This is a genomic window from Acidimicrobiales bacterium, assembly GCA_035536915.1.
In the GTDB taxonomy this organism is placed as follows: domain Bacteria; phylum Actinomycetota; class Acidimicrobiia; order Acidimicrobiales; family JAHWLA01; genus JAHWLA01.
The window spans coordinates 201,398-222,026 of record DATLNE010000044.1 but is presented as its reverse complement, the minus strand read 5'-3'; the positions used below and the strand labels follow the sequence as shown (position 1 = coordinate 222,026).

Below are 20,629 nucleotides of genomic sequence, written 5' to 3'. Positions count from 1 at the left end.
GTCACACCAGTCCATCAGTTTCTCGTCAGTTCCACAGGTCCACTGCACGCCGTGACCAGCGCGTGTCGCCGCTCGGCGAGGCACTCCGACGTTCCCCTGGAGTTGGGGATCTATGTGGCGCGCTCGGAGGGATTCGAACCCCCAACCTTCTGATCCGTAGTCAGATGCTCTATCCGTTGAGCTACGAGCGCAGGTGGGCTCAGAGACGTTAGCAGGCGTGCCCTACCGCTTCGAAGGCCAGACGTAGGGCAGGTCGTCGGGCACGTCGTCGAAGAACCGGGCGTACCACTCGGGGTCCTTGCGCAGGAGCGCCGACCGGTGGCTGCGGTGCAGCGCCTCGTCGCCCAGCCACTCCGGCAGCGCCCCGGCCGCCGCCAACCCCGCCTGCGGCCGCGGCGGCACCGGCACCCCGGCCGTCCCCAGGTCGGCCGCCATGGTCGCCTCGCACGTGTCGCCGTGCCCACGACGCACCCACTCCTCGCACACGGCCACCCCGTACGCCCCGAGGGCCTCCTCGCACCCCTGCCACATGACGACTGCCGGGTGGTGCTTCCACCCGTACGTCGGCCACGTCAGTGCCCGGATGATCTGCAGCGCCTCCACCCGCTGCTTGCCCAGCCGCCGCGGATCGAGCACGCGGGCGGAGGCAACGAAGTCGGGGTACGGCAGGAACGTTTGCGTCCTGCCTCTCTTCCCTACGCCGCCGGCAGCAAATAGTCCCCGAACTGCACCGCCCCGTCGGCACCGACGAACCGCACCCGCAGCACCACCGCCCGGTGCTTGCCGAACTCCATCGTCAGGTCGACCCGCTGCCCCCGTCGCACCGTCATCTCCTCGAAGGCGTCGCCCGATCCGGCCACCCCGCTGTCGACCGACACCTGCAGCCGCCCCGCCGCCAGCGCCTCGGCCTCGCCGCCCGTCCACTGCCCGTCGTACGACGCCATGCGCACGGCCACGCTGTCGGCGGCGGAGCCCACGACGTACCAGAGCGACCGCAGCTTCCGCACCATCACCACGCCCGACCCGCTGCCGTCGCCCTCCGGCGGCGTGCGGTACGGCACCTCGCCGCTCATCGAGTCGCCCTGCTGGAACTCGGCCACCGAGTACGCCACGTCCGGCCCCAGCCGCTCTCGCACGTAGGCAGCGGCCACGGCCCGCGGGTCGCCCAAGTCGTCACGGGCCCCCTTGGCCACCTCCGCCTCCAGCGCCTCCAACTCCGGCATCGACAACGCCGGGTACAACGCCACCACCGGCTCGTCGCCGGCGGGTGCCACCCGGGCCGTCGTCGTCGTGGTCGTCGGCTCGGGCGTAACAGTGGTCGTCGGCTGAGGCGGCGTCACCACCTGCACCGCCGAGTCGTCCTCCCGGGGCAGCAGGACCGCAGCGCCCACCACCAGCAGCACCACGGCCGCGGCCGCCAGCACCCACACCGGCCGCACCCGCCGCGACCCGGCCACGCCGGTCTCGGCCTCCAGCCGCGACACCAGCCGCTGCCACTCGGCCTCGCCCACCGACACGTCGGCCGCCCGACGTACCAACATCGACCGCACCTCGTCCTCGATGCTCATGGCGTCACCTCCTTGCGCAGCGCCGCCAACCCGCGAAACACAGCCGTGCGCACCGTCGCCTCCCGGCATCCGAGGATCTCGGCGATCTCCCGATCGGGCAGGTCCTCGTAGAACCGCAGCACGATCGCCGCCCGCTGCCGCTCCGGCAGCGTCTGCAACAGGTCCCACATCTCGTCGGCCACCAGGAAGGCATGCTCGGCCGACGCCGGCCGTCGGTCACGCTCCAGCACCTGGCGCCGCCCCCACGAGCGGCAGGCGTTCACCACCGCCGTGCGCAGGTAGGCCGACGGTTGCGTCACCCGCCCCCACGAACGATGCACGGCGATGAAGGCGTCCTGCACCAGCTCCTCAGCAGCGGCCCGGTCGCCGGTCAACAGGTACGCCAAACGCACCATGGGCTCGTGGCGCTCCCGATAGAGCTCCACGAAGGGACCGGACCACGGTTCCGCTTCGGCCATCGCCATCGACACTGACATCGACAGGGAGACGCCCGGGTGACCCCCGGCGTTCCGCGCCGATTCAGTCCAGGGCGACCCCGCTCAACGCCACCACCCGCGACACCTGGCGGCTGGCCGACTCCAGGTGCAACGACCCGCCCACCTCACGCAGCCGACGGGCCACGCCGATGAGCACGCCGAGGCCAGCGGCGTCGAGGAACGACAGTGCCGCGGCCCGCACCCGCAGCACCTTCACGCCGTCGTCGACCAGCGACGCCAACGTCAACCGCAACGACCGGCTGCTCGCGGTGTCGAGCTCCCCCGCCAACGTCACCAGCGCTTCGTCCCCCGAGCGTTCCACGTCGACGTGCATGCCTCTTCAACGCTCGAGGCCCGCCGCAGGTTTCAGAAAACCTCGGTGGGCCGCCCCGGGAAGTCGAGCACGACCTCGGCCGACGTCACCTCGCCCTGCGCCAGCAACGGCCCCAAGGCATCGGCCTCCAGTGGCCGGGCGAAGTAGTAGCCCTGGCCCAGGTCGCAGTCGAGCGAGCGCAGTTGCTGCAGCTCCTCGGGTAGCTCGATGCCTTCGGCCACCGTCTCCAGGTTCAGCGTGCGGCCCAGCTCCACGATGGTGCGAAGCAGTGCCCGCTTCTGCGACCCGTCGGTCACGCCGTCCACGAACGAACGGTCGATCTTGAGCACGTCGATGGGGAAGCGCCGCAGGTACGACAACGACGAGTACCCGGTGCCGAAGTCGTCGACGGCGATGCGCACGCCCAGCGCCTTGAGGGCGTTGAGCCGCACGATGGTGGTGACGTGGTCGTTCATCACCGCGCTCTCGGTGATCTCCAGCGTCAGCGCGGCCGGGTCGAACCCGGTGTCGGCCAGCACCTGGGCCACCGTGGCCACGATGTCCTCCTGCTGCAACTGGCGCACCGACAGGTTGACCGCCATCTTCAACGGCGGCTCCGACTCGTGCTCCTCGTGCCAGCGCTGGGCCTGGGCGCATGCCTCGCGCAGCACCCACTCGCCCAGGGGCACGATGAGCCCGGTCTCCTCGGCGATGGGGATGAACTCCATGGGCGGGACGAGCCCCCGCGTCGGGTGCTGCCAGCGCACCAACGCCTCGACGCCTGCGATGCGCCCCGTCTGCAAGACCACAGTGGGCTGGTAGTGCAGGACGAACTCGCCGTTCTCCACGGCGCGGCGCAGGTCGGCTTCGATGTCGAGCCGTTCGAGCATGGCCGAGTGCATGCTCGGGTTGAACAGCTCGTAGCGGTTCTTGCCCTCGGCCTTGGCCATGTACATGGCGACGTCGGCGTTGCGCAGCAGCTCGTCGGACGTGTTGTCGCCCTCGCCCACCATGGCGATGCCGACGCTGCCCCGCACGAACACCTCCTTGCCGTGCAGGCAGAACGGCTCCCGCAGCGACTCCAGCATTCGCTCGGCCACCACCGTGTAGTCGCCCGGCGACGCCAGGTCTTCCACCAGCACGGCGAACTCGTCGCCGCCGAGGCGGGCCGCGGTGTCGGTCGGGCGGATGCACTCGCTGATGCGGTCGGCCACGGCCACCAGCAGCTCGTCGCCTGCGTCGTGGCCCAGGCTGTCGTTGACCGCCTTGAACCCGTCGAGGTCGAGCAGCATCACGGCCAACGGCCGGCCCCGCCGCGCCGCCCGCGCCAGCGCGTGGTCGATGCGGTCCTTGAGCAGGGCCCGGTTGGCCAGCTTGGTCAGCGAATCGTGAAAGGCCTGATGAGCGAGCTGCTCCTCCAGCACCTTGCGTTCGCTGACGTCACGGGTGTTGAGGATGACGCCGCACACCTCGGGGTCGTCGAGCAGGCTGCTGACCGCGGTCTCGGCGTACCGCCACGAGCCGTCGGCGTGGCGCACCCGGCACTCGACCAACGTGCTGGTGCGGCCTTCCTCGGCGGCGGTGAGGATGAGCCCGAAGACCCGCCGGGCGTCCTCGGGATGGAGCAGCTCCCGCAGTTCGGTGCCCACGTGGATGCCGGGCTGGTAGCCGAAGACCCGCTCCACCGACGGGCTCTGGTAGCGGATGACGCCGGTGGCGTCGACCACGGTGACCACGTCGGACGAATGCTGCACGAACGCTGCGAACCGGGCCTGGCTCGCCATCTCGGCCTTGGCCACGTGCTCGGACCAACGGCTGCGCTCGGTGGCCCGCAGCAGCAGCCACGTCACCCCGGCCCCCACCAGGATCATGAATCGCAGCTGCGTGGTGGACCGGGCCACGCCCGCCCCGATGCACGGGACAGCGACGAGCGCCAACCATCGCCACATGCGGTCATTCGACTTCGACACTCGCGCTCCTCGGCAGGACTAGTTCTCGGGGTCGGCAAAGAACTAGTCGCACTTGAGCGAAAAAAAAAGCGGCCGGTCCCGGAGGTCCGGCCGCTACGCGGAGAGGGGGGGATTTGAACCCCCGGACCCCGGTTAGAGGTCAACTCATTAGCAGTGAGTCCGATTCGGCCGCTCTCGCACCTCTCCTCGGCGCCGCCAGTGTACGCGCCATCGGTAAGGTGGTTCATTGGCTTCTGCTCGCAGACCTGAGCCGGCGGTCGAGTTGCCGGGGGAAGCGCTGGCGTCGATCGGACACGACGTCATCCTCGACGCGCTCAGTGACGCCATCGTTGCAGCCGACGACGGCAACCGCATCGTCTACTGCAACCCGGCCGCCGAGAACCTCCTCGGGTGGCCCGCGGGCGAGTTGCGCGGCCACGCCCTGGTCGAGATCGTGCCGCCCCAGTTGCGCGATGCCCACCTCGACGGCTTCGCCCGATTCCTCCGCACCGGCACAGCCCGGCTGATCGGCACCGCCGTGCGGGTGCCGGCCCTGCACCGCGACGGCCACGAGATCGAAGTCGAGCTCACCCTCAGCGCCTTCGAGGCGGGCGAGGGCCGCCGGGTCTTCGTCGCCTCACTGCGCGACCTGTCGGACCGGGTGCAACTCGAACGCCAGCAGGCCATGACGAGCTATTTCCGGGCCACCTCCGACGTGGCCGTGCTGCTCGGGCTGAGCGGCACGGTGCACACCCTCGAAGGGGCGGCGCCGTTGGTGCTCGAAGCCATCGGCACAAGCCTGGGCTGGCAACTGGGCGCCCTGTGGCTGGTGGCCGACGACGGCGAGACACTCTGCTGCCAAGAGGTGTGGTGCGCGCCCGGCGTCGATGCCGAGGAGTTCACCCGCCTCACCCGCGTCACCACCTTCGCCCGCGGCACAGGCTTGCCCGGCGAGGTGTGGGAACGGGAAGCGCCGGTGTGGGTCGAGGACTTGGCCCAGGACGAGCGCTACCCCCGCTCGACGTTGGCCAAGGCCCTGGGCCTCCACGCGGGCTTCGCTTTCCCGATCATGTCGGAGGGCCGCTTCCTCGGCGCCATCGACTTCTTCCACGGCGAACGCAAGCCGGTCGACGCCGACCTCGTCGGCGTGGTGGCCACCATCGGCGGGCAGTTGGCCCAGTTCCTCGAACGGCGCCGGGCCGAGCAGGAGGTGCGCGAATCGGGGGAACGCTTCGCCGCCTTGGCCCAGACGCTGCAGGCCAGCCTGCTACCTCCGCACCTTCCCGAGATCCCCGGCCTCGAAGTGGGCGGGCGCTACCGCCCCGCCGGTCGGGGCGCCGAGGTCGGCGGCGACTTCTACGACCTCTTCCCCGTGCGGGGCACGGCGTGGGGCGTGGTCATGGGCGACGTGTGCGGCAAGGGCGCCGAGGCGGCGACGGTCACCGCCTTCGCCCGCTACACGTTGCGGGCCGCCGTCATGCGCACCCGCCGGCCTCGCAACGTGCTCGCCGTGCTCAACGAGGCAATGAACCGCCACGAGGCGGCGGGCCGGTTCATCACCGTTGCCTTCGCCACTGTGCGGCCGGCCGACGGCCACGCCGACGTGGTGGTGTCGCTGGGCGGCCACCCACCGCCTGTCGTCCTGCGCGCCGACGGCTCGGCCCGCGTCGTCGGCCGGCCCGGCACCATCCTCGGCATCCTCGAGAACCCCGCCCTCTACGACCACGCCGTCCACCTGAACCCCGGCGACGCCCTCGTCTTCTACACCGACGGCGTGACCGAAGCCCGGCGGGGCGACGAGCAGTTCGGCGAGGAGCGGCTGTTGCAGGCGGTGCAGTCGGCCGCCGGGCTCGCCGCCGATGCGGTGGCAGCAACCGTGGAGGGCGCCGTCGACGAGTTCCGCACGGGCGAGGCCCGCGACGACCTCGCCATCCTGGTGGTGCGTGTACCGAGCGGAGGGAGTGGGATTTGAACCCACGGAGGGTTGCCCCTCAAGGCTTTTCAAGAGCCTCGCATTCGGCCGCTCTGCCATCCCTCCCGGGCTGACGAGGTTACCGGGCGACCCGGTCGCGCAGTGCCGTGATCCATTCGTCGGCCGCCCGCCACGCCTCGTCGGCCTCCCGCCGGATGGCGGCGCCGTGCTCGCCCGCCGCCGGGTAGGAGCCGAGGAACTTCACGCCCGCCAGTGACGCGTGCAGGTCGCGCAGGCAATCGGCCACCACCTCGTCGGCCACGTGGCCTTCGAGGTCGATGATGAAGCAGTAGTCGCCCAGCGCCGTCTTGGTCGGCCTCGACTCCAGCTTGGTGAGGTTGATGGCCCGGGCCGAGAACTGGCCGAGGATGGCGTGCAGGCTGCCTGGGTGGTCGGTGCGCTGGAAGCACACGATGCTCGTCTTGTCGTGGCCGGTGGGCTTGGGCACGCCGTCGCGGCTGACGAGGACGAAGCGGGTGGCGTTCTCGGGGTGGTCCTCGATGTCTTCGGCCAGCACGTCGAGGCCGTAGAGCTTGGCGGCCAGGGCCGTGCCGACCGCGGCAGTGCCGGGCGGCCGCTGTTCGCCCACTTCCCGCACCGCTTCCGCCGTCGACAGCGCGGCCACCGCTTCGGCGTGCGGCAACGACTCGGCCAGGAAGCGCCGGCACTGGGCGATGGCTTTGGGGAACGACAGCACCCGCCGGATGTCGGCCAGCGCGGTGCCGGGCGGGCCCACCAGGTTGAGGTGCACGCCGATGACGACCTCGCGTTGGATGAGCAGGTCGTCGTGCTCGAAGACCAACGAGTCGATCGACTCGTTGACCGTGCCGTCGATGGCGTTCTCCAGGGCCACGAAGCCGTAGTCGACGTCGCCCGCCGAGGTGGCGGCCAGCACGTCGGGCATGGTGCGCATGGACACGAGCTCGGCCGACGCCAGGTCGGGCTGGGTCAGCAGTGCCTCTTCGGTGAACGTCCCCGGCGGTCCGAGGAACGCGACGCGCGCCATCGCAGGCAGGATAGTGACGCCATGGACGAGCCCGCCCTGAGAAAACTGCTCGACGACGTGCGATCGGGGGCGCTGGCGCCCGACGACGCGGTGAGCCGCTTGCGGCGGCTGCCCTTCGCCGACCTCGGCTTCGCCCGCGTCGACCACCACCGGGTGCTGCGGCAAGGGCTGCCTGAGGCGGTGTACGGACCGGGCAAGACCCCCGAGCAGTGCGCGGCGATCGTGGCCGAGTTGCTGGCCGAGGCCGACGGCGGCCCCGTGCTGCTGACCCGAGCGTCGGCGGAACAAGCGGCCGCCGCCTTGGCGCGCAACCCCGGCGGGGTCGAGACAGGGTGGACGTTGGTGTGGCGGCCTGCAGCCGTTCGCCCCGGGCGAGTGCTGGTGATGACGGCGGGCACGGCCGACCTGCCGGTGGCCGACGAGTGCGTGGCCACCATGACCGCCTACGGGTTCCGCCCCACGCTGGTGGCCGACTGCGGGGTGGCGGGCGTTCACCGGTTGCTGTCGACAGTCGACGACCTGGCCGCCGCCGATGCCGTCGTCGTGGTGGCGGGCATGGAAGGCGCGCTGCCGTCGATCGTCGGGGGGATCACCGCCGCGCCGGTGGTGGCCGTGCCCACCTCGGCGGGCTACGGCGCCGCCTTGGAGGGGGTGACGGCGCTGCTCGGCATGTTGGCGTCGTGCGCGGCGGGCATCACCGTCGTGGGCATCGACAACGGCTTCGGCGCCGCCTGCGCCGTGGCGCGATTGCTTCCGGTCGGCGAATGAGCGGCGCCGGCTCACCGAACTGGTCCAAGAATCCCGCGCCAGGGCGCGGGATTCCCGGACCAGAACGGGTGGCGTGGTTCCACTGCTTCTCCGGCATTGCGGGCGACATGGCGTTGGGCGCGCTGGTCGACGCGGGGGCGCCGCTCGACGATGTCGTCGAGCTCGTCAAGCGCCTGCCGGTGACCGGGTGGTCGGTGGAAGCCCACCCCGTGCAACGCGGCGGCATCGCCGCCACCCGCCTCGAGGTGCACGCCCGGGAGACCGGCGTCGTGCGCACGCACACCCACATCGTCGCCCTCGTCGAAGAAGCCCGCCTGCCCAACCGGGTGCGTGAGCGGGTGCTGGCCGTGTTCAACGCGCTGGCCGAAGTGGAGGGCCGGCTGCACCGGCGGCACCCCTCGCAGGTCCACTTCCACGAGGTGGGCGGCCTCGACGCCATCGTCGACGTGGTGGGCACGTGCGCGGCGCTGGAGCTGCTCGACGTCGACCGGGTGGCGGCCTCGCCGGTGGCCACCGGCACAGGCATGGTGCGCTCGGCCCACGGCGTGCTGCCCAACCCGGCGCCCGCGGTCGTCGAGCTCTTGCGGGGTGCGCCGACCTATGGCCGGGAGGTGACGGTGGAGCTGACCACGCCGACCGGCGCCGCCCTGCTGGCGGCCATGGCCGTGGAGTACGGGCCGCTTCCCGCCATGACCATCGAGGCCACCGGCTTCGGCGCGGGCACCCGCGAGCTCGACGGCCTGCCTAACGCCACCCAGGTGGTGATCGGCGAGGCGGCTGCCGCGGATCGGCCTGCCCATCCCGTTGTCGAGCTGTCGGCCAACGTCGACGACGCCACCGGCGAGGTGCTGGCCCACACCGTGGCCGCCCTGCTGGAGGCGGGCGCCCACGACGCATGGGTGGCGCCGGTGGTGATGAAGAAAGGGCGGCCCGGCCACGTCGTGCACGCCTTGGTCGACCCGGCCTTGGCCGACCAGGTGGCGCGGGTCCTGGCCGCCGAGACGGGTTCGCTCGGGGTGCGCGGCCACGTCCTCCAGCGGTGGACCGCACCGCGGTCGATCGAAGAGGTCGAGGTCGACGGCATGCCGGTGCGCGTGAAGGTGAGCCCCGGCCGGGTCAAGGCCGAGCACGACGACGTGGCGCGTGTGGCCCGTCGCACCGGACGGCCCTTGCGGGAGGTGGCCTTCCGGGCCGAGGCCGCCTTCAACGACCCCGACGAAGCGGGCTGAGCCGGCAGTTCGGTCAGCGGAAGACGACGGGGACGGCCTTGGTGTTGTCGGCCGTGCTCGTCTCGCCCTCCACCGGCCCAGCGGTGACAGTGATGGTGACGTTGGCACCGGGCACCGGCTTGAGTCCGCCCAGTGTCACCGCAGCCCGCTGGCCCGGGGCGAGGTCGACGAAGTCGCGGGCGGTGTCGCTCACGCCGTCGGCGGTGATGGTGGCCACCACGGGCACGCGGCGCTCGGGCTCGTTGCCGGTGTTGACGACGACGATTTGCAGCCGCAGCGTCTTGACCGACGGGAGCACGGCGGTGGCTCCTTCTGTGCCCACTGCGGCAGGTTCGGTGGTCACCAGCAGCACGCCGATGTCGTGCACCGGGGCCAAGGCCGCCGTGCTGCGCAGTGAGCGCACGATGGCGCCGACCTCGGCCTCGCTCCATCCGGCGCCGTCGGCTACCCAGGCCGACGGGGGCACCGAGGCGGTGGGGGCGCCGTCGACGCGCGGCAGCGAGTCGACGAAGATCCGGTAGGTGCCGTCGGCCGTCATGAGGTCGGTGCCGGCGCGGGCCAGGTCGGTGATGGCGGGCTCCGGCGGGTCGGTGCCGAGGGCTCGTCCCAGGGCGTCACGCACCTGGGCGGCGCCGCGGGCGCGGATGGCCATGGTGGAGACGAGCAGGCTGTGCGAGGTCTCCATGGAGTCGGGCGGCTCGGCGGCGCGCACCGCCCGCACCACGGCCTCGGCGTCGCCCACCACCTTGTCGAGGCGCCTGCTCACACCAGCACGGCCCAGGCGGGCGGCCTCGTCGCGCGCCTTGATCAAGTCGGCGCCTTGTTCGGTGGAGCGTTCGATCTGGGGGCGCACGGCGTCGAGGTAGGCAAGCTGGGCCAAGCGAGTCGACGGTCCTTTGGAGCGCGCCGACATGGCGCCGTTGACGGCGACGACGAGGAGGCTCAGGAGCAGCGCCAGGAACACCCAGCGCGGACGCCTGCGGCGACGGCGGGGGGCGAGAGCCATCGCCGCCCGACCCTAGTGGCTTCGTTCAGGCCGACGACTTGCGACCACGTGGCGGGGGCGGCCACGGGCCGTCGCTGTGCAGGGGGAAGCTCAGGACGAACGAGGCGCCGCCGCCCGATCGGTCGGTCACCCAGATGTCGCCGCCCTGCTCGCGCATGAGGCGGGCGGCGACGTACAGGCCGAGGCCGCTGCCGGGGGCGCCGTCGGCGGTCGAGCCTCGCCTGGCCCGCTCGAAGATCGCCTTGCGCTCGGCGGCGGGCACCCCCGGTCCGCAGTCGTCGACCAGCAGCACGGCCCAGTCGTCGCGCCGCTCGCTGCGGATGGTGACGGGCGACCCCGGGGCGTAGGCGCGGGCGTTGTCGAGCAGGCTGCGCAGCACCTGGGCGGTTTCCTTGGGGCGGCCGACGACGGTGAGGCGTTCGTCGACCATGCAGGTGACGTCGAGCCCGTTCGACCGTTCCATGAGGAGGACGGGGCTGATGGCTTCGAGCAGTGAGAAAGGTGCCGGCTCCTCCCGTTCCTGTTCGGCTACCAGTTGCTGCAGCCGGCCCACCTCGGCGCCGAGGGCCTGGGTGAGCGCCTCCATGGTCCCGGCGTCGAGGTCGTCGTGCGCCCGGTTGAGCAGGTCGGCCACGCCCCCGATGGCAAAGAGGGCGGAGCGCACGTCGTGGCGGCTTTCCTCCAAGGCCTGCTGCTCGGCCGCTCGTTGCGCCTCCAGCCGCTCGACGGTGGCGGTGGAGCGGCGCACCTCGTACTGCTGGCGGGCGAAGCCTTCCTGGAGCTCGCGGTTGACGCCCATGAGGACGAACAGCAAGGACTCCATGCGCAGGATGCGGCTGGCGGCCAGCCACAAGGTGCCCGCCGGGAAGGTGAGGGCGAAGGCGACGCGGGACTGCACGATGCCGAAGACCATGAGCCCGAGCCAGGCATGGAGCGTGCGGTGGCGGGCGCGGCCGTCGCGCCAGTAGGCGACGGCGAGGGGGAGGAGGACGGCGGCGAGCACGACGTGGGCTGCCGCCTCGGCGCCGGAGGGGACGGCCCGGTCGCGGCGGCCGGCCAGGACGTGGGCGACGCCGGGGTAGGCGGAGGAGGCGACGGCGGCGAGCACGACGAGCCCTGCCACCGCGGCGAGGGTGCGCCGGACCTGCAGGCGATGGAGGACCAGCGGCGCGGTGAGTAGTGCTACGGCGAGGACGAAGCCGACGGGGGCCACCAGTGTCACGGCGTGGCTGCGTTGGAGGTCGTCGGCGAGGCGGGGGACGGCGAGGTCGTCGAAGCCGATGGTCAGCACGCCGAGGGCGACGAGGCCGAAGCCGACGAACAGGTCGGTGAGCTCGTCGGCCAGGCGCCAGTGCATCATGCAGAGGGCGGCGACGACCACGGCGACGACGGCGGTCGAGGTGTCGACGATGTCGTCGAGCGAGGCCATGTCGGCCGTCTCCTGGTAGCCCGCCACTTCGAGGGCGGCGAAGACGAGCCAGGTGAGCGCGCTGATGACGAGCGTGAATGTCAGTGCTCCCCGGTAACGCGGCCGCGCAGGCAGGGGAGACGCGCCCCCAGGGCCTCCGAGTGCCGACATCAACATCCTCCAGGCTTCGACCGCCGCACCAGGGAACGGACGTTTCATGACGAGTTTGTCGCAAACCACGCTCGGTGACCATGGACCGAACGTGTCATTCCGTTCGGGCTAGTCCTGTCCGCCGTGTCCTGGGCGGTCCGGACCCGTACCCTGAGCGACATGGCCAACCCCGCTCTCAACGACAAGACGTTCGCTCCGGAGCGGTTGCGGACCCTCGGCGCCCCCACGTCGCCGACGACGATCGTGGGCATGACCCTCGACGGGGTCGTCCTGCGCTGCCTCGTGCTGTTCCCGGTCCTGCTGTTCACCGGCTGGGTGGGATGGCAGTCGGTCGACCGCACGGAGTTCGGCGGGGAGTTGCCGGGGTGGCTGTTGCCCGCCGTGCTCGTCGCCCTGGCGGTTGCCCTCGTCACCGTGTTCCGCCCGCGGGTGTCGCCCTACACGGCGCCGGTGTACGCCGCCGTCGAGGGGCTCGTGCTGGGCGCTGTCTCCGGCCTGTACGAGATCCGCTACGAAGGCATCGTCCTGCAGGCCGTGATGCTCACGGGCGCGGTGTTCGCCATCATGCTGGCGCTGTACTCCAAGCGCATCGTGAAGGTCGACGACCGCCTCCGCCGGGGCATCGTCGCCGCCACCCTCGCCGTGATGGTCGTCTACCTGGCCTCGATGGTGATGCGCCTGTTCGGCGCCGAGGTGCCCTTCATCCACGACGCCGGCCCGATGGGCATCCTGTTCAGCCTCGTGGTCGTCGGCATCGCCTCGGCCAACCTGCTCCTCGACTTCGACCTCATCGAACGAGGCGTGGCCGCCGGGGCGCCGAAGTGGATGGAGTGGTACGCCGCCTTCGGGCTGCTCGTGACCCTCGTGTGGCTCTACCTGGAACTGCTCCGGCTGCTGTCAAAGCTGCGCAGCCGGTAGCCGGCGACCGCCCACGGCGGCATTCGTCTATTGCCCTTCATAAGCACAGTGCTTATACTGTCGAAGTGCTTATGGATGCGCTCGCCGCCCTCCAAGCCGCGGGCGCCAAGGTGCGGCGGGTCGAGCGCGAACGCACGGTCCACGACGTCAACATCGACGCCGTCGTGGACCTCAGCTACGGCAAGGTGCGGGCCAGGTTCGCCGTGGAGGAGAAGCGCCGGGCGCCGTACCCGAACGAGCTGCCCAAGCTTCAGCCGATCCGGAAGTCACTCGCCGAAGTGGGTACGCCGATGCTGGTCGTCCCCTTCGTGTCGGAGCCGCTCGGCACCTCGTTGACGAGAGCCGGCTGGTCCTGGGCCGACACCACTGGCAACTTCGACCTCCGGTCTGAACATCTCGTGCTTCGCCAACGCTCGACGGCCACACCGCCGCGTGCCACGGCCAGCCGCCTCCCCCAGGGGTCGGGCAGCCTTGCCGTCATTCGGGCACTCATCGGATTGCCACGCGGGACCGACGACGGGCCCGGGGCTACTGCGCTCGCCAACCAGGTGGGCGTGTCGCAACCGCGTGCCTCGCAGGTCCTGCACGGACTGCTCGAACTCGACCTCGTCACCCGCACCCCCCAGGGGCGATGGTTGCCTGATCGCGAGGCACTGCTCGATCGCTTCTTGTCCGAGTACCGCGGGCCTGGGGGGTCGGAGCGCTACCTCTACAGCCTCGACCCACCGAACGAGGTCGCCGCGCGCGCGGCGCGGCGTACCGATCAGCGGTCGCTGGCGGTGTCCGCCGACGTGGCGCCGGACCTGCTGCTCGCGTGGCGTCGACCCAATGTGGTGATCCTCTACGCCCGTCAGTTCCTCGATGCCGACGAACTGAATCTGGTCGACGCGCAGGGCCGTCACGACGCAAACGTGATCGTCCGAAATCCCGCCGACATGTCGGTGTTCCCGACGCACACGCTGGTGGCCGACGTGGGGGGCGTCGGGATCCCGCTCGCCGATCCGACCCAGCAGGTCTGGGATCTGGAGAACCTCGGAGGCGCCGATCGACTCGAGGCCGCCGGCAAGTTGCGGGAATGGCTGCTCAACCGCCCCTGACGCGCCTCGTCCTTACAGCGGCCTCCGTCGCAGACGACCTCGGCTACGTCGCGCTGAGCGACCTCGCCGATGTGCTCGGCGCGTCGGCCTACCGGATCATCGGCGGCCACATGGTCACCGCCCTCGTTGCGCGCTGGCAGCTCGGGGCAGAGCTCTACCGGGAGACCGGCGACACCGATCTCGGCGTGGCGCCGGTGGTCGTCCGCGAGGGGGGCGTGATCGGCCGCCTGATCGAGCGCGGCTACGTCCAGGTCGAGGGAAACCGGTTCGCGCGACCGATCGATGACGTTCCGGTCACAGTGCGAGGAGCAGAAGGCGCCAGAAGCGTTGTCGTCGACGTCCTCGTCCCCTCATACCGGACGAGGGCGCGGACCAACCACCGCGTGTCGGACGATCTCGTGACGACCGAGGTGCCGGGCTTGGCGCTGGCGCTGCAGCGGGAGCCGGTCGTGCTCCACATGGACTTGCACCGGCTCAACGGCGAGCGGCTCGCCGTCGAGGTCGCGTTCCCCGACGAGGGCGCCGCGCTCACCCTGAAGGCCTTCGCATGCCAGGTGCGCGACAAGCCGACCGACGTCGTCGATGTCTGGCGCTGCCTCGAGGTCGCGTACGCCGCCCAGACGGAGGCGGCAGGGTTCGCAGGAGGCGAAGCCGCCAAGGCGGCGGCCGTCGTTCGTAGTCTGTTCGACAGCCGTGATGGAGCCGGCATGTCGGCACTCGTGAACGAACAGCGTCTGTCAGTGGCGGCCGCCGACGAGCGCTTTACGCGCATCCGAGCCCTGATCCAACGAGTGGTCCCCGTTGGGGGCGCGCCCCATGGCTAGGAACGACGACCCCACTGCGCCTCCCTCGGGCAATACGCTCCTGACTGTGGATCTGGTGAAGTCGAAGCAACGCGTGGCCGACCACGGGGAGGTGTTCACCCCCGCCTGGATCGCCGAGGCGATGCTCGATCTCGTCGAGGACGAGACCGAGCGGATCGACTCGCGCTTCCTTGAACCCGCTTGCGGGAGTGGCAACTTCCTGGTCCAGGTCCTGCGACGAAAACTCACCGCGGTCGAGCTGAAGTTCGGTAGATCCGATTTCGAGAGACGTCACTACGCCCTGCTCGGCCTCATGTGCATCTACGGCATCGAACTCCTCGAGGACAACGTCGCAGAGTGTCGCGACAACCTTCTGGAGATTTGCACCGAGTACCTCCGGCTCGACGACTCCGACGATTTGTACGAGGCCGCCGTCTATGTGCTATCGCAAAACCTCATCCACGGTGATGCGCTCACCATGCGAACCACCCTCGATCAGCCAATCGTCTTCGCCGAGTGGGGCTATCTCGGCAAAGGAAAGTTCCAGCGTCGTGACTTCCGCCTCGACGTACTCACCCAGTCGTCGGCGTTCAGCCGGGAGGGCACCCTATTCGCCGAACTCGGCAGGCACGAGATCTTCACGCCGACGAGGACGTACCCGCCTCTTACGGTGAGAGAACTGACCAGGTGACCACAGCGCAGGCAGGTCTCACTCTGCGCGGGCGGAATCCCGACGTGCTGACTTGCATCGCGAACCTGTCCAACGACGAGGTCTTCACCCCACCCGAGTTCGCCAACCAGATGCTCGACACCCTCGCCGATGCCTGGGCGGCCGACAACAACGGGGCGAACATCTGGGCCGACTCGACCGTCAGGTTCCTGGATCCTTTCACCAAGTCCGGCGCGTTCCTTCGTGAGATCACGAGCCGCTTGACGGCAGGGCTCCAGGACAAGATCCCTGACTTGCGACTGCGAGTCGACCACATCCTCACCAAGCAGGTCTTCGGCATCGCCATCACGCACATCACCAGCCTGCTGGCGCGCCGAAGCGTGTATTGCTCGAAGTCGGCGAACGGTCCGCATTCGATCGCCACGTCGTTCGCCAACGAGCACGGAAATATCTGGTTCGAGCGGCTGGAGCACACCTGGGTTGGCGGCACCGAGTGGGTGCTGACGGCCGACGAGGACGGCAACCAGATCAAGAAGCTCAAGAACGGCAGGTGCAAGTTCTGCGCTGCCCCGCAGCTCATCTTCGACCGAGAGCGTGCCTTGGAATCGCATGCGTACGCGTTCATCCACACTGACGACATCAAGGCTCGGATCGCTGAGCTATTCGGAGGCGATATGCAGTTCGACGTCATCATCGGCAATCCGCCGTACCAGATGACCGGCGGCGGCGGCGGGACGAACGACTCCTCGATCTACCACCTGTTCGTCCAGCAAGCCATGCGCTTGGAACCGCGCTTCCTGAGCATGGTCCTTCCCTCGAGGTGGATGGCCGGCGGTCGGGGTCTCGGCGAATTCCGGTCAGAGTTCCTGGCCGATCGGCGAGTCCGAACGCTCGTCGACTACGAGAACGCAAAGGAGCCATTCCCCACGGTTGGCATCAACGGTGGGGCGTGCTACTTCCTCTGGGACCGCGACAATTCCGGCTTGTGTCAGTGCACCTATCATCGCAGCGGAGCGGTTATAGGCCCTGAGCAGCGAGTGCTGGATGAGTTCGACATCTTCGTACGAGACCCGCGCGCCGTCTCCATCCTCAAGAAAGTGCTCAGCACCGAAGAGACGTCGTTCGAAGAGTTGCTTAGTGGAGATACTCCATTTGGGCTCGCATCCAACTTTTCGGACTACGTGCGCGATGCACGCCCGAGCCGAGGGCAGGTTCTTCTTTACGCCAACGTCGGGACGACCCGGGTCCGGGGAGCGACGGCTCGCAGCACCATCACCAAGAACGCTCATCTGATCGACGCATGGAAGGTGTTCCTCCCGAAGACCGGCTCTGGACGGGAGCGAGAGACCAGCGGCGTTGACTTGGTGCTCGGGCCACCGATTGTTGCGGAACCGGGCTCGGTCTGTACCCAGACCTACATCGTCGCGGGCCCGCTTGCCTCCGAGGAAGAGGCGAGAAGCGCCGAGTCATACCTACGAACGAGGTTTCTGCGCTTCCTGGTCTCGTTGAGGAAGATCAGCCAAGACACCCTTCGATCCGTGTATCGCTGGGTCCCGGTGCAGACGTGGGATCGTCAGTGGACCGATGCGGACCTCTACACGAAGTACGGCATCTCTGCTGCAGAGGTCGCATTCATCGAGTCGATCATTCGCCCGATGGAGCCGGTAGTTGGCTAGATCGATCGAGGAGATCCTCACACCAAAGCCTCAGGCACGACTTCACATCTACGCCTGGACGCCGGACGATCCGCCCGCCGCGTACGTCGGGTTGGTCAAGGTGGGGCAAACCACGCGCGAGGACGTCAACGTCCGGATCAAGCAGTCCCAGGGGCAGATGCAGCAGGCGTACACGTTGCATCTCGACGTCCTCGCCGCGCGCGAGGACGGATCGTTCTTCCGGGACGGCGATGTACGCCAGCGCCTGATCGACAAGGGTTTCGAGAACGTCGTCATCGGTGCGTCGCGTGAGTGGATGCGCTGCACGGCCGACGACGTCAAGACCGCGGTGATCGAGTTGCAGAAGGGGCTGCGGCTCACCGGCACGCATCACTTGACGTTCCCGTTGCGGCACGAGCAGGTCGCGGCAGTCGATAAGGCGTTCGGTTACTACAGCTCGATCTGGGCTGAGGACCCCGACGCCGTTCCGCGCTTCCTCTGGAACGCGAAGATGCGCTTCGGCAAGACCTTCACGGCCTATCATCTCGCCAAGAAGCTCGGTGCCAAGCGCGTCCTCGTCGTCACCTTCAAGCCGGCCGTGGAGGACGCCTGGAAGACCGACCTCGAGTCCCACGTCGACTTCGACGACTGGCAGTACCTCTCGCGTTCCTCGGGCAGCGACCCGACGCAGATCGATGCCGAGAAGCCCGCGGTGTACTTCGGCTCCTTCCAAGACCTCCTCGGTCGCGACGCGACCGGCAACCTCAAGGCAAAGAACGAATGGCTCCACGCCGTGAACTGGGACCTCGTCGTCTTCGACGAGTACCACTTCGGCGCCTGGCGTGACACCGCCAAGGAACTGTTCGAAGGCGAGGACGAGGCGGTTGCCAAGAAGGAAGAGAAGCTCGAGTACGCCGCCGGCCTCGAGACCGTGAACGAGGATTTGAGCGAGCTCTCAGAGGATGAGACGGAATTCCTTCCGATCACCACGAGGGCGTACCTGTACCTGTCGGGCACGCCGTTCCGTGCGCTGGCGACCGGTGAGTTCATCGAGGAGCAGATCTTCAACTGGACCTACACCGACGAACAGCGCGCGAAAGATGAGTTCGCCGCCGAGCACCCTGACGAGTGGAGCCCCTACGGGGCTCTGCCTCAGATGCGCCTGCTGACCTACCAGATGCCGGACGAGCTACTGGCGATAGCGAGCGGCGGCGAGTTCGACGAGTTCGATCTGAACGAATTCTTCGCTGCCACCGGCGCCGGCACGGGCGCGGGGTTCAAGCACAAGAACGACGTCCAGAAGTGGCTCGACATTATCCGGGGGTCCTACGCGCCGACCCAGGTCGACAACCTCAAGCTCGGCAGCCACCGCCCGCCGTTCCCCTACTCCGACGTCCGGCTGCTGCCCTACCTGCAGCATTCGTTCTGGTTCCTACCGAAGGTCGCCTCGTGCCACGCGATGGCAAACCTGCTCGCGGAGAAGCCGAACACGTTTTGGCACGACTACTCCGTCCTCGTCGTTGCCGGCGCGTCTGCCGGGATTGGGCTCGATGCCCTACCGCCGGTCCGCAAGGCGATCGGCAGCGGGTTCGATACGAAGACGATCACGTTGTCGTGCGGCAAGCTGACGACCGGCATCACCATCCCTCAGTGGTCATCGATCCTGATGCTGCGCAACGTCAAGTCCCCGGAGACGTACTTCCAGGCGGCGTTCCGGGTTCAATCCCCGTGGTCGATCATGAATCCTGACGGCGACGACCCCAACGAAGAGGAAGTTCTCAAGCCGGTCTGTTTCGTGTTCGACTTCGCGCCGACGCGCGCGCTTCGTCAGCTGGCCGACTACGGCATCGGTTTGTCGCCAAGCGAGCCGAACCCTGAGAGGGCCGTCGAGGAGCTTGTCTCGTTCCTGCCGGTGCTCGCCTATGACGGCTCGCACATGACGCAGGTCGATGCGGGCGGGATTCTCGACATCGCCATGGCGGGGACGTCGGCGACGCTGCTGGCTCGCAAGTGGGAGAGCGCGCTACTGGTGAACGTCGACAACGACACCCTGCGCCGCATCCTCGACAACCCCGAGGCCATGGCCGCCGTTGAGCGGATCGAAGGCTGGCGCGCGCTGGGCGACAACATCATCGAGACGATCATCAACAAGAGCGAGAAGCTCAAGGAGCTCAAGAACAGGGCCAAGGACGGCGACCTCACGGCCAAAGCGAAGAAGGAGCTCACGGAAGCGGAGAAGGAGTACAAGGCGAAGCGGAAGCTGGTGCAGGAGAAGCTGATCAAGTTCGCGACGCGCATCCCGGCGTTCATGTACCTCACCGACTTCCGCGAGAACGCCCTCCAGGATGTCATCACGAGGCTGGAGCCGGACCTCTTCCTCACGGTCACCGGTCTCACGGTGGAGGACTTCCACCTGCTGGTACGCCTGAAGGTCTTCAACACCGAGCAGATGAACCAGGCGGTGTTCGCGTTCCGCCGCTACGAGGACTCGAGCCTCGCCTACACCGGCATCGACTCGCATCCAGGCCTGACCCACTACGGCCTGTATGACACTGTGGTCGCGCGTGAGCATGAAGGAGCCGACGCGTAGACACCGGCCCCGTGCTGGTCGTTTCCCTCGCGTCGCGGGCGGTGGGCGACTGCGGACCGGCGGTCATGCCTCCGCGGCGACACCCAAGCCGGGGTAGGTGGCCGGACGGCGCCGTACGACGGCGGTGTGAAGCTGGCCGGATCTCATCGAAGACGATCGACGCGGGATGGATCGGAGCCCGGCGCACGCTGGTGGGCGAGGGGGGACTTGAACCCCCACATCCTTTCGGACACAGGAACCTGAATCCTGCGCGTCTGCCAATTCCGCCACTCGCCCGAGAAGCGATGCGAGGGTAGCCGATCCCGGGCAACCCTCCGACGGGGTCGGTGGGCCCCAAGCTGTCTCACCCCGTGGGTAAGGTACGACGGCCATGGGACTCCAGCAGTTCGAGCGTCGCCTCGAGCGCCTCGTCGAGGGGGTGTTCGCCAAGGCCTTCCGCAGCGGGCTCCAGCCCGTCGAGGTCGGACGCCGTCTGACCAGGGAAATGGACCTCCATCGCACCCACGGCTTGCACGGCGTGATCACCCCCAACGCCTTCGAGATCGCCCTCTCCCCGGCCGACCACCAGCGCTTCGAGCCCTTTGCCGACTCCTTGGTGCGCGACCTGGGCGAGATGGCCCGCCAGCACGCCCGCGACGAGGGCTACGGCTTCCTCGGCCCGGTCGAGATCACCTTGGAAGCCGACCAAGCGCTCACCCCCGGCATGTTCCTGGTCACCAGCGAGGTGCGAGAGGGCAAGGGCGGCGGCCCGGTGGGCTCGCTCCTCCTGGCCGACGGCAAGCGCATCAGCCTGGGCGACGACCCGGCCACCATCGGCCGCCTGCCCGACTGCGACATCGTGCTCGACGACCGCAACGTCAGCCGCCGCCACGCCGAGGTGCGCCGCATCCCCAACGGGTTCGTCGTGGTCGACCTCGACTCCACCAACGGCACCCGGGTCAACGGCGCAGGCGTGAAGGAGCGGCGGCTGGAAGAGGGCGACGAGATCACCGTCGGTTCCACCAAGATCAGGTTCGAGGCCTCGTAGCGG

Annotated in this window: 18 protein-coding genes and 4 tRNA genes; 10 read left to right on the top strand and 12 right to left on the bottom strand. The window is 69.1% G+C overall.

Going from position 1 to position 20,629, the window contains the following annotated elements; translation table 11 throughout:
- Positions 1 to 115: 115 nt before the first annotated feature.
- The 7 genes from VM938_13445 to VM938_13415 form a co-directional block, all read right to left on the bottom strand.
- Positions 116 to 191 (bottom strand) — tRNA-Arg (locus VM938_13445).
- Positions 192 to 222: 31 nt separating this feature from the next.
- Positions 223 to 669: an MSMEG_6728 family protein gene (locus VM938_13440; protein ID HVF76039.1), complete on the bottom strand. Its 447-nt coding sequence runs from the start codon at positions 667 to 669 to the stop codon at positions 223 to 225.
- A 26-nt stretch (positions 670 to 695) separates the two neighbouring features.
- Positions 696 to 1,568 (bottom strand): hypothetical protein, encoded by an 873-nt coding sequence (locus VM938_13435; protein HVF76038.1) that lies wholly within the window; start codon positions 1,566 to 1,568, stop codon positions 696 to 698.
- On the bottom strand, positions 1,565 to 2,026 hold the full coding sequence (locus VM938_13430; GenBank protein HVF76037.1) for a SigE family RNA polymerase sigma factor: 462 nt from the start codon (positions 2,024 to 2,026) through the stop codon (positions 1,565 to 1,567). Before VM938_13430 ends, VM938_13435 begins: the two co-directional genes overlap by 4 nt.
- Positions 2,027 to 2,087: 61 nt before the next feature.
- Positions 2,088 to 2,378, bottom strand: coding sequence for an STAS domain-containing protein (locus VM938_13425; GenBank protein ID HVF76036.1), 291 nt, complete (start codon positions 2,376 to 2,378; stop codon positions 2,088 to 2,090).
- 32 nt (positions 2,379 to 2,410) lie between these two features.
- On the bottom strand, positions 2,411 to 4,327 hold the full coding sequence (locus VM938_13420; protein ID HVF76035.1) for an EAL domain-containing protein: 1,917 nt from the start codon (positions 4,325 to 4,327) through the stop codon (positions 2,411 to 2,413).
- Between the two features lie 98 nt (positions 4,328 to 4,425).
- Positions 4,426 to 4,513, bottom strand: a tRNA-Ser gene (locus VM938_13415).
- 40 nt (positions 4,514 to 4,553) lie between these two features.
- On the opposite strand from VM938_13415, the gene VM938_13410 reads away from it, so the two are divergent.
- Positions 4,554 to 6,278, top strand: a complete 1,725-nt coding sequence (locus tag VM938_13410) for a SpoIIE family protein phosphatase (GenBank protein HVF76034.1) — start codon at positions 4,554 to 4,556, stop codon at positions 6,276 to 6,278.
- Here the strand turns inward: VM938_13410 and VM938_13405 are convergent.
- Together VM938_13405 and pheA are read right to left on the bottom strand one after the other, a co-directional pair.
- Positions 6,260 to 6,344: transfer RNA gene (locus VM938_13405), tRNA-Ser, on the bottom strand. The two genes, VM938_13410 and VM938_13405, sit on opposite strands and share 19 nt — an antisense overlap.
- Positions 6,345 to 6,357: 13 nt before the next feature.
- On the bottom strand, positions 6,358 to 7,284 hold the full coding sequence (pheA, locus tag VM938_13400; GenBank protein ID HVF76033.1) for a prephenate dehydratase: 927 nt from the start codon (positions 7,282 to 7,284) through the stop codon (positions 6,358 to 6,360).
- Between the two features lie 21 nt (positions 7,285 to 7,305).
- Between pheA and larB the strand changes: the two genes are divergently transcribed.
- Together larB and larC are read left to right on the top strand one after the other, a co-directional pair.
- A complete protein-coding gene (larB, locus tag VM938_13395; protein ID HVF76032.1) occupies positions 7,306 to 8,052 on the top strand; it encodes a nickel pincer cofactor biosynthesis protein LarB in 747 nt (248 codons plus the stop codon).
- A gap of 68 nt (positions 8,053 to 8,120) precedes the next feature.
- Positions 8,121 to 9,281: a nickel pincer cofactor biosynthesis protein LarC gene (gene larC / locus VM938_13390; protein HVF76031.1), complete on the top strand. Its 1,161-nt coding sequence runs from the start codon at positions 8,121 to 8,123 to the stop codon at positions 9,279 to 9,281.
- A gap of 13 nt (positions 9,282 to 9,294) precedes the next feature.
- Here larC and VM938_13385 read toward each other — a convergent pair whose 3' ends face one another.
- Both VM938_13385 and VM938_13380 read right to left on the bottom strand, forming a co-directional pair.
- Complete coding sequence (locus tag VM938_13385; protein HVF76030.1) at positions 9,295 to 10,287, bottom strand: hypothetical protein; 993 nt, start codon at positions 10,285 to 10,287, stop codon at positions 9,295 to 9,297.
- A gap of 25 nt (positions 10,288 to 10,312) precedes the next feature.
- Entirely contained in the window at positions 10,313 to 11,866 is a 1,554-nt protein-coding gene (locus VM938_13380) for an ATP-binding protein (protein HVF76029.1), read from the bottom strand.
- 159 nt (positions 11,867 to 12,025) lie between these two features.
- On the opposite strand from VM938_13380, the gene VM938_13375 reads away from it, so the two are divergent.
- The 6 genes from VM938_13375 (at position 12,026) to VM938_13350 (ending at position 19,599) form a co-directional block, all read left to right on the top strand.
- A complete protein-coding gene (locus VM938_13375; GenBank protein HVF76028.1) occupies positions 12,026 to 12,784 on the top strand; it encodes a Bax inhibitor-1/YccA family protein in 759 nt (252 codons plus the stop codon).
- Positions 12,785 to 12,855: 71 nt separating this feature from the next.
- The gene (locus VM938_13370; protein HVF76027.1) at positions 12,856 to 13,881 is read left to right on the top strand and encodes a hypothetical protein; all 1,026 of its coding nucleotides are present in this window, start codon (positions 12,856 to 12,858) and stop codon (positions 13,879 to 13,881) included.
- Positions 13,860 to 14,705: a hypothetical protein gene (locus VM938_13365; protein ID HVF76026.1), complete on the top strand. Its 846-nt coding sequence runs from the start codon at positions 13,860 to 13,862 to the stop codon at positions 14,703 to 14,705. The genes VM938_13370 and VM938_13365 overlap by 22 nt, the downstream gene beginning before the upstream one ends.
- Positions 14,698 to 15,375 (top strand): N-6 DNA methylase, encoded by a 678-nt coding sequence (locus VM938_13360; GenBank protein HVF76025.1) that lies wholly within the window; start codon positions 14,698 to 14,700, stop codon positions 15,373 to 15,375. Before VM938_13365 ends, VM938_13360 begins: the two co-directional genes overlap by 8 nt.
- Entirely contained in the window at positions 15,372 to 17,030 is a 1,659-nt protein-coding gene (locus VM938_13355) for an Eco57I restriction-modification methylase domain-containing protein (protein ID HVF76024.1), read from the top strand. Before VM938_13360 ends, VM938_13355 begins: the two co-directional genes overlap by 4 nt.
- Positions 17,023 to 19,599, top strand: coding sequence for a DEAD/DEAH box helicase family protein (locus VM938_13350; protein HVF76023.1), 2,577 nt, complete (start codon positions 17,023 to 17,025; stop codon positions 19,597 to 19,599). The genes VM938_13355 and VM938_13350 overlap by 8 nt, the downstream gene beginning before the upstream one ends.
- A 189-nt stretch (positions 19,600 to 19,788) precedes the next feature.
- Here the strand turns inward: VM938_13350 and VM938_13345 are convergent.
- A tRNA-Leu gene (locus VM938_13345) sits at positions 19,789 to 19,875 on the bottom strand.
- A 94-nt stretch (positions 19,876 to 19,969) separates the two neighbouring features.
- Between VM938_13345 and VM938_13340 the strand changes: the two genes are divergently transcribed.
- Entirely contained in the window at positions 19,970 to 20,626 is a 657-nt protein-coding gene (locus VM938_13340; protein ID HVF76022.1) for a DUF3662 and FHA domain-containing protein, read from the top strand.
- The last annotated feature ends 3 nt before the right edge of the window (positions 20,627 to 20,629 follow it).

What these genes read in the sequence shown, in the direction of transcription:
- VM938_13435 (HVF76038.1), bottom strand. Translation starts at nt 1,568, where the DNA reads ATGAGCATCGAGGACGAGGTGCGGTCGATGTTGGTACGTCGGGCGGCC.
- VM938_13430 (HVF76037.1), bottom strand. Translation starts at nt 2,026, where the DNA reads ATGGCCGAAGCGGAACCGTGGTCCGGTCCCTTCGTGGAGCTCTATCGG.
- VM938_13425 (HVF76036.1), bottom strand. Translation starts at nt 2,378, where the DNA reads ATGCACGTCGACGTGGAACGCTCGGGGGACGAAGCGCTGGTGACGTTG.
- pheA (HVF76033.1), bottom strand. Translation starts at nt 7,284, where the DNA reads ATGGCGCGCGTCGCGTTCCTCGGACCGCCGGGGACGTTCACCGAAGAG.
- larB (HVF76032.1), top strand. Translation starts at nt 7,306, where the DNA reads ATGGACGAGCCCGCCCTGAGAAAACTGCTCGACGACGTGCGATCGGGG.
- VM938_13385 (HVF76030.1), bottom strand. Translation starts at nt 10,287, where the DNA reads ATGGCTCTCGCCCCCCGCCGTCGCCGCAGGCGTCCGCGCTGGGTGTTC.
- VM938_13380 (HVF76029.1), bottom strand. Translation starts at nt 11,866, where the DNA reads ATGTCGGCACTCGGAGGCCCTGGGGGCGCGTCTCCCCTGCCTGCGCGG.
- VM938_13375 (HVF76028.1), top strand. Translation starts at nt 12,026, where the DNA reads ATGGCCAACCCCGCTCTCAACGACAAGACGTTCGCTCCGGAGCGGTTG.
- VM938_13370 (HVF76027.1), top strand. Translation starts at nt 12,856, where the DNA reads ATGGATGCGCTCGCCGCCCTCCAAGCCGCGGGCGCCAAGGTGCGGCGG.
- VM938_13365 (HVF76026.1), top strand. Translation starts at nt 13,860, where the DNA reads ATGGCTGCTCAACCGCCCCTGACGCGCCTCGTCCTTACAGCGGCCTCC.
- VM938_13360 (HVF76025.1), top strand. Translation starts at nt 14,698, where the DNA reads ATGGCTAGGAACGACGACCCCACTGCGCCTCCCTCGGGCAATACGCTC.
- VM938_13340 (HVF76022.1), top strand. Translation starts at nt 19,970, where the DNA reads ATGGGACTCCAGCAGTTCGAGCGTCGCCTCGAGCGCCTCGTCGAGGGG.